General features: G+C 62.9%; 8 protein-coding genes. All 8 read left to right on the plus strand.

The window, feature by feature from the left end; genetic code table 11:
- A partial coding sequence (locus FKP22_RS14765; protein ID WP_141288233.1) for an efflux RND transporter periplasmic adaptor subunit occupies positions 1-681 on the plus strand: 681 nt, incomplete at its 5' end.
- Positions 682-684: 3 nt separating this feature from the next.
- Positions 685-1,407, plus strand: coding sequence for an ABC transporter ATP-binding protein (locus FKP22_RS14770; RefSeq protein WP_141288234.1), 723 nt, complete (start codon positions 685-687; stop codon positions 1,405-1,407).
- 137 nt (positions 1,408-1,544) lie between these two features.
- Positions 1,545-2,702: an ABC transporter permease gene (locus tag FKP22_RS14775; RefSeq protein ID WP_141288235.1), complete on the plus strand. Its 1,158-nt coding sequence runs from the start codon at positions 1,545-1,547 to the stop codon at positions 2,700-2,702.
- 109 nt (positions 2,703-2,811) lie between these two features.
- On the plus strand, positions 2,812-3,984 hold the full coding sequence (locus FKP22_RS14780; RefSeq protein ID WP_141288236.1) for an ABC transporter permease: 1,173 nt from the start codon (positions 2,812-2,814) through the stop codon (positions 3,982-3,984).
- A gap of 93 nt (positions 3,985-4,077) precedes the next feature.
- Complete coding sequence (locus FKP22_RS14785) at positions 4,078-5,910, plus strand: AAA family ATPase (protein ID WP_170200911.1); 1,833 nt, start codon at positions 4,078-4,080, stop codon at positions 5,908-5,910.
- Between the two features lie 72 nt (positions 5,911-5,982).
- Positions 5,983-6,237 carry a FitA-like ribbon-helix-helix domain-containing protein gene (locus tag FKP22_RS14790; protein ID WP_141288238.1) on the plus strand — a complete coding sequence of 85 codons (255 nt, stop codon included), beginning with the start codon at positions 5,983-5,985 and terminating at the stop codon, positions 6,235-6,237.
- The gene (locus tag FKP22_RS14795) at positions 6,234-6,653 is read left to right on the plus strand and encodes a type II toxin-antitoxin system VapC family toxin (protein WP_141288239.1); all 420 of its coding nucleotides are present in this window, start codon (positions 6,234-6,236) and stop codon (positions 6,651-6,653) included. Before FKP22_RS14790 ends, FKP22_RS14795 begins: the two co-directional genes overlap by 4 nt.
- Positions 6,654-7,000: 347 nt before the next feature.
- Positions 7,001-7,945 (plus strand): PAS domain-containing protein (locus tag FKP22_RS14800; protein WP_141288240.1); only part of this gene is annotated, 945 nt, incomplete at its 3' end.

The raw sequence follows: 7,945 nt of genomic DNA on the forward strand, positions 1-7,945 counted from the left end.
GCCCGCGCGCAAGTCCAGGTGCAGCAGGTCAACCGCGACTCCACCGACATCCGCGCCCCGTTCGACGGCGTGGTGCTGGTCAAGAACGCCAACGTCGGCGACCTGATCACGCCCTTCTCCAACGCCTCCGGCACCTCGGCCGCAGTGGTCACCATGGCCGACATGGGCACGCTGGAGGTCGAGGCCGACGTGTCCGAATCCAGCGTCGCCAAGGTCAAGCCGGACCAGCCGGTCGAGATCACGCTGGACGCCATTCCCGACACCCGCTTCCGCGGCAGCGTCGCCCGCATCGTGCCCACGGTGGACCGCGCCAAGGCCACGGTGATGACCAAGATCCGCTTCGAGCAGCTGGACCCGCGCGTGCTGCCCGAGATGAGCGCCAAGGTCACCTTCCTGTCGCAGGCCGTCAGCGCCGAGCAGCAAAAGCCGCTGCAGGCGGTCAACCCCAAGGCCATTGCCGAGCGCGACGGCAAGCAGGTCGTCTTCCGCATTGGCGAGGGCGATCAGGTCGAGGCCGTGCCCGTCACGCCCGGCCGCCAGCTCGGCGAGCTGCGCGAGGTGGGCGGCAGTGGCGGCGCCAGCGGCCTGAAGACCGGTGACAAGCTGGTGCTCTCGCCGCCCGAGAAGCTGCAGGCGGGGCAGAAGGTCAAGCTGGTCACCGCGGCGCCGGGTACGAAGTAAGCCATGAGCGACCCGTCACATGACATCGCAGGCCATGCCGCCGCGCCGCTGATCCGCATCCGCTCGCTGTCCAAGGCCTACCGGCGCGCCGGCCAGGCCATCCCGGTGCTGCTGGACATCCACCTGGACGTGATGGCCGGCGAATTCGTCGCGCTGATGGGCCCTTCGGGCTCGGGCAAGAGCACGCTGCTGAACCTGATCGCCGGCATTGACCAGCCCAGCAGCGGCACCATCGAAATCGGTGGCGTGGACATTGCCACCCTCAGCGAAGGCGAGCTGGCCGACTGGCGCGCCGCCAACGTCGGCTTCATCTTCCAGTTCTACAACCTGCTGCCGGTGCTCACCGCGTTCGAGAACGTCGAGCTGCCGCTGCTGCTCACCTCGCTGTCGGCCCGCGAGCGCGGCGAGCGGGTGGACGCGGTGCTGGACATGGTCGGCCTGACCGACCGCGCCGACCACTACCCCAACGAACTCTCCGGCGGCCAGCAGCAGCGCGTGGCGATTGCCCGCGCGCTGGTGACCGACCCCGCGCTGATCGTCGCCGACGAACCCACCGGTGACCTGGACCGCACGACAGGCGGCGAAGTGCTGGCGCTGATGGACGCGCTGGTGCGCGACCTCGGCAAGACCATCGTGATGGTCACGCACGACCCGAAGGCCGCCGCGCGTGCGCAGCGCATGGTGCACCTTGAAAAGGGTGTGCTGGTCGATGAGGTGACTGAATGACCCACCCCCGAGCGCCTGCGGCGCTCCCCCTCAAGGGGGCGCAACCAGCGGCCCGGCAAAGCCGGATCCGCGGCTGCCGCTGGGTTGAGTCTTCGCATCGCCTGCCGGGCGTCGGCATGCCGCGTGGGACGCATTGAATGTTCTTGCTCAAGCTCCTGTTGCGCAACGCCTTCCGCCACAAGCTGCGAACGGCGCTGACCATCGTCGGCCTGGTCGTTGCCGTCAGCGCGTTCGGCCTGCTGCGCACGCTGATCGGCGCCTGGTATGCCGGCGTGGAGGCCAGCTCCAGCACGCGGCTGGTCTCGCGCAGCGCCATCTCGCTGACCTTCTCGCTGCCCATCAGCTACGCCCAGCGCATGAAGGCCATTGACGGCGTGACGACCATCAGCTGGGCCAACTGGTTCGGCGGCATCTACCAGAGCGAGCGCAACTTCTTCCCGCAGTTCGCGGTGCATGCCGAAACCTACCTGAAGCTCTACCCCGAATACGTGCTCAAGGAAGAAGAGAAGATCGCCTTCCTGAAGGACAGGCAGGGCGCCATCGTCGGCCGCAAGCTGGCCGAGACCTACGGCTGGAAGATCGGCGACCAGATTCCCCTGCGCGGCACCATCTACCCCGGCACCTGGACCTTCACGCTGCGCGGCATCTGGGACGGCGCCGAGAAGAAGACCGACGAAGGCCAGATGCTGTTCCACTACGAGACCATCAACGAGTTCATCCGCAAGCGCGCGCCGCTGCGGGCTGACAACACAGGCGCCTTCATCCTCGGCATCGACCAGCCGCAGAACGCCGCGCTCATCGCCCGCGCGGTCGACGCCGAGTTCAAGAACTCGCTGGCCGAAACCCTCACCGAAACCGAAGCCGCCTTCCAGCTCAGCTTCGTCTCGATGAGCGAAACCATCCTCGCCGCGATCCAGGCCGTCAGCTACATCATCGTCGTCATCATCATGGCGGTGATGGCCAACACCATGACCATGACCGCCCGCGAGCGCCTGGCCGAATACGCCACGCTCAAGGCCCTGGGCTTCTCGCCCGGTTTTGTCGTCAAGCTGCTGTTCGGCGAAAGCCTGGTCATCTGCCTGATCGGCGGCCTGCTGGGCGTGCTCGTCACCTTCCCCGCGGTGCATGCCATTGCCAAGGTGCTCGGCTCCTTCCTGCCCGCCTTCGAGATCACCGCGCTGACCATGGGCCAGCAAATGCTCGCCGCACTGATCGTCGGCGTGGTCGCCGCCGCTTGGCCCGCCTGGCGCATGAGCCGGATCGACATCGTGCAGGGCCTGCGCCATGTGGGGTAACGGCACACCCGGCCGCGGCGTACCGCGTCCACCCTCCGAGAGGGTGCTCAGGCCGCTTGGGAGCGGCCCGGCGCCGGCCTGAGCCCGCCGCCTTCACGGTTGCGATCAAATGAAACAGATACCTCTGAGCTACATTGCCCGGAACCTGTGGGTGCGGCGTGTGACCACGCTGCTCACCGCCGGCGGCATGGCGCTGGTCGTCTACACCTTCGCCACCGTGCTGATGATGAGCGAAGGCATCCGCGCCACGCTGGTCGCCACCGGCCGGCCGGACAACGTCATTGCGCTGCGCCGCGGCGCCGGTGCCGAGATCAACAGCGGCGTGGACCGGGCCCAGGCCAACCTGCTGGCCACGCTGCCGGACCTGGCCATCGGCCTGGACGGCCTGCCCATGATCAGCAAGGAAATGGTGGTGCTCAACTCGCTGCCCAAGCGCGGCAGCGGCACGCCCAGCAACGTCAGCATGCGCGGCACCGGGCCCACTGGCCTCGCGCTGCGCCCGCAGGTCAAGCTGATGGCCGGCCGCTTCTTCCGGCCCGGCACGGCCGAGATCGTCGTCGGCAAGGCCGTCGCCACGGGCTTCGAAGGCACGCAGCTCGGCCAGCGCCTGCGCTTTGGTGGGCGCGACTGGGAGATCGTCGGCGTGATGGACGGCGCCCACACCGCCTTCGACAGCGAGATATGGGGCGATGCCGAACTGATGATGCAGGCCTTCCGCCGTAACGCCTTCTCTATCGTGCTGTTCCGCCTGTCAGACCCGGCCGGCGGCCTGGCCCATGTGCAGTCCCAGCTCACTGGCGACCCCCGTGTCACCGTCGAGCTCAAGCCAGAGATCCGCTTCTACGAGGAGCAGAGCGAAGCCCTGGTCAAGTTCATCACCATCCTCGGCACGGCGCTGTCCATCATCTTCAGCATCGGCGCCATCGTCGGCGCCATGATCACCATGTTCGCCGCCGTCGCCCAGCGCACCGGCGAGATCGGCACTCTGCGCGCACTCGGCTTCCGCCGCGGCACCGTGCTCATCGCCTTCCTGGCTGAGAGCCTGCTGCTCAGCCTGGTCGGCGGCCTCATCGGCCTGGCCGGCGCCAGCCTGATGCAAACCGTCAACATCAGCACCACCAACTTCCAGACCTTCGCCGAACTGGCGTTTCAGTTCAAGCTGACGCCCGGCATCGCCGTGCAGACGCTGGTCTTCGCCCTCTTCATGGGCTTCATCGGCGGGTTCATCCCGGCTTGGCGGGCGGCGAGGTTGAAGATTGTGGATTGCTTGCGGGCGGCGTAATCTGTCTGATCAGCCCACGGGCAGCTTTGCTCGGCGGCCACTTTTCATGAACGCGGGCAAAAGGTTTCTAGTCCAAACAGAATGGGATTTCGAATGGATGTCATTCTTCCGCAGGGTCAATATTTCAAGGGATTTTTGGGACCCTTTTCTTGGAGAGGGGTGCCTAATTTTGCAGTTTTAACTGGCGAAAATGGGGCAGGCAAGACTCAACTGCTTGAAATGATATACCAAGCGACTCAGGGACACATCCCAAGATCAATACTGCCGAATGTGACTATTCCTCGGGATTCTGTGGCGTTCTTCCGACAAAGTTTGCTGTTGAGCCGAGAAGGTGGACCGGTCGAATTGATTGAGGTTCAAAAGAGCGCTGAGAAGTACGCGCGAGCTGTTAAAAGTGGTGACCCTATTGAAGATGTCCCATATTCTGACTATTTTCCAGAAGTGGAGCGCGCGAATCTCTCTGAGCTTCGAGCTATGGATCTTCCAGAACTGTCTAGGCGCTTGCCGTCTACTATGGATATTCCACGTCGAGTGGACTCCGAACGATTTTTTGATCAAATATTTATTTCGATCTCGAAAGCGTGCCTACGGTTTGCCTTGAGAGAGGCAAATGCTGCTCATGTAGCATTGCTTGAAAGTCGGCAAACTACCATTGATATCATTCGGTCGCAAAATCGGGAGCGTCCGCCTTGGGAGGAGATTGGCAGGCTATTTTCATTGGCAAATCTAGGCTACCAGTTTGAGCCACCGGGGCAATTGGATGGTGCTCCTTATACCCCACGGTTGAAAACGCCGTCTGGTGCTCTTATCTCCTTCTTTGATCTTTCAAGAGGAGAACAAAACATTTTAGGGCTTATCCTGCTTTTCTATGCAATGCGCATGAACGGAAGCAGATTGAACTTATTGCTTTTGGATGAGCCGGAGGCGCATCTTCATTCAAGCTTGATCCCGAAGTTCATAGCTATAATTCAAGATATTATCGTGCCGGAATTTGGTTGTCGCGTCATAATGGCTACCCACAGGCTTGAGACAATCGTGCAAGCGCCCGAAGCGGCACTCTATTTCCTTGCTCGAAATCCGCGAGCTGTTTCGAAAACTACCCCGCGTGCCGCTACCGCAGCACTGTCTTCTGCCTTGATTCTCGCGCAGAGATCGAGTGTGTCGGTCCTCGTTGAGGATCAGGATGATGAACTATTCTATAGGACTGTGTTTGAGTCATTGGTTAGGTTAGGTGTTTGGGAATCTGAGCATGCAATTGAGTTTAAGAGTGTCGCGAAGACTGCTGTTGATATAGAGGACGGTGGAGGGGCGACCATGGTCGCCAAGAAGATTGAGGCAATTCATAAAATAGTCGACGTGTTTGACAACATCGCTCCATACCGTCTTTTGTTTGGTCTTATTGACAGAGATGCTGAAAACAAGAAATCCCCTGGTATGGAGGTGCTCCAACGATATAGCATGGAAAACTATGTGTTTGAACCGATGGTAATATATTGCCATTTACTTTCCTCTTCAGCGGCACCATATGTTAAAGGTTTGGATTGGTTGGGGCCGGGCGACCAAGCCAAAGTAAGAGAGTTACCTTGCGGGCAAAAGCAGGCAATTACTGATGCCATCGTTTCCCAGGTTGAAAGTATATGGAAGTCTGGGCCGGTGGCTAACGTCGTGAAGCTTGAAAGCGACGAGCTGGAGAAGGTTTCAGTTTTATATGTAGAAGGCCTGGATGTTTTTACGACACTCCAGCTTCCAAAATGGTTGATTGATCGACGTGGACACGATCTGCAGAAGGTGCTGCAAGAGGTATTTTCTGCGAAAGTAAACGCTGGGGCACTTCGCAAAGTCTTCGGTGAACTTCGTGTTGTGCCTCAGGAACTCCACGAAATTTTTAGTTCCTTTGTTCAGCAGAATACGAAAGAGTCCGCTTGAGGTCTGGAGGTTTGCGGAAATGCATGCGAATGCATAAAATGCATGCACTCAAGGCGCAACAAGGGGACGACGATGGCGATGCTGACTGTCCGCAACATTTCCGACGAGGTGCACCGCGCTTTGCGCGCGCGCGCCGCCCAGCACGGCCACAGCATGGAGGCGGAAGTGCGCGAGATCCTGGAGTCCGCCGTCAGCCCGGAAGGCCGGGTCAAGTTGGGCTCCCTGCTCGTTGACATTGGTCGGCAGGCGAAGCTGACCGACGAAGAATTTGCAGTCTTCGATCAGGTGCGCAACAAGGCGCCGGCCAATCCGCCGAGCTTCGAATGATCCTGCTGGACACCAATGTGGTGTCGGAGCCCATGCGCCCGGCACCCGAGGCTCGCGTGATCGAGTGGATCAACGCCCAGTCGCTGGACACCCTGTTTCTGTCCGCCATCACGGTCGCCGAGTTGCGCGCCGGGTTGGCGCTCCTGCCCGCAGGCAAGCGCCGCACCGGCCTGCAGGGAAACCTGGAGACACGAGTGTTGCCGCTCTTCGCTGGCCGCGTGCTGCCCTTCGATCTGGCTTGCACCCAGGCCTACGCGGCGCTGATGGCCAAGGCGCGCGCGGCGGGGCTGGCCATTGCCAGCGCAGACGGCTACATCGCGGCCATCGCCGCAGCCAACAACTTGGCGGTCGCCACCCGTGACACCCGTCCCTTCGAGGCAGCGGGCGTGGCGGTCATTAACCCTTGGACTGCTTGAAGGCCGGACCATGATGAGCGTGGGCTGGATCGACGACCTCGATTTCGATGCGCCGGCCCAGCGGCAAGGTGGCAGGCCGGCCCCTTTCTACGAGCCGGCAATGGGTTCAAGAGTTCGTCGTCGATCCAGCGCTGGTAGATATCTTCAGTAACGGCGTCTCACCCGGCATGCCCGCGCTGGATTCGAATCAGCCTGGTGGATCCTGGCGGGCGGCGTCCCCTCGAAAGGGGTCAACCCCGGGGTCTCATCCCACGATGTCGTGATGGAATTGGCCGAGCGACGTGACCGGGGTGCTGGTGGCATCCGCAGCCTGCCGCGTTGCACCCAAACTCCGGCGCACCCGTGCCATGACCAGCCCCCGCCCCTTCACCCCCCGCAGCGTGCGCGACGGCATGGCCGCGCTGTATGGCGCCGCTGGCGCCGAAGCGGCGCGCCTGCGCGGTGCGCAGCTCAATGCGGTGGTGCGACTCACGCCGTTCACGATGGTGGCCAACGTGGGCAGTGCCTCGGTGGTGCTGTGGGTCTTTCGCGGCGCCGTCCCGCCGGGCATGTGGCTGTGGTGGCTGGTCATCCTGGCAATGTCGGGGCTGGCCACCTTCCGGTGGTGGCGCATGCGGGGCCAGGTGCTGGAACGGGCCTCGCGGCGGGCGCTGCACCATGCCACCTTGCAGGCCGCCTTGCTGTCGGGCGCCTGGGCGTTCATGCTGATCTGGTTCCCGGCTGCCAGCACGCCGCAGCAGCTGGCGCTGGCCACGCTGGTGACCGGCATGCTGGGCGCCGGCACCTTCGTGCTGGCCAGCCTGCCCTGGGCCTGCATGGCCTACGCCGCGATCTACATGTTCGCCTCGACCTCGGCCCTGTGGCTGGCGGGTGATCCGCTGTATGCCGGCGTGGCGGTGCTGCTGATGCTGTACACGCCGACCGTGGTGCTGGGCGCGCTGTTCAGCTGGCACAAGGGCACCGCGCAGTTCCATGCCGAGGCCCAGGCGGTGCAGCGCGAGCGGCTGCTGGCGGTGTTGCTGCAGGACTTCGAGCAACATGCCGGCGAGGCCCTGTGGGAGTTTGGGCGCGATGGCTGCATCAGCCATCCGTCGTCGCGCTTGGCAGAACTGCTGGAGACGGCCGAGACCGAGTTCCGTGCGCAGCCGCTGGTCAGCCTGATCGCCCGGCGCAGCCCGGCAGCAGCAGTGGCGCTCCAGCGGGCCCTCGACGCCGGCCGGCCGTTTCGCGACCTGCAGCTCACGCTCGACTGTCCCAGCGGGCCGCGCCACCTCAAGCTCAACGGCAAGTGC

This window comes from Ideonella azotifigens (genome assembly GCF_006519715.1).
In the GTDB taxonomy this organism is placed as follows: Bacteria; Pseudomonadota; Gammaproteobacteria; order Burkholderiales; family Burkholderiaceae_C; genus Ideonella; species Ideonella azotifigens.

Coding starts and splice junctions, on each gene's coding strand:
- FKP22_RS14775 (WP_141288235.1), top strand. CDS start 1,545: ATGTTCTTGCTCAAGCTCCTGTTGCGCAACGCCTTCCGCCACAAGCTG.
- FKP22_RS14780 (WP_141288236.1), top strand. CDS start 2,812: ATGAAACAGATACCTCTGAGCTACATTGCCCGGAACCTGTGGGTGCGG.
- FKP22_RS14785 (WP_170200911.1), top strand. CDS start 4,078: ATGGATGTCATTCTTCCGCAGGGTCAATATTTCAAGGGATTTTTGGGA.
- FKP22_RS14770 (WP_141288234.1), top strand. CDS start 685: ATGAGCGACCCGTCACATGACATCGCAGGCCATGCCGCCGCGCCGCTG.
- FKP22_RS14795 (WP_141288239.1), top strand. CDS start 6,234: ATGATCCTGCTGGACACCAATGTGGTGTCGGAGCCCATGCGCCCGGCA.
- FKP22_RS14790 (WP_141288238.1), top strand. CDS start 5,983: ATGGCGATGCTGACTGTCCGCAACATTTCCGACGAGGTGCACCGCGCT.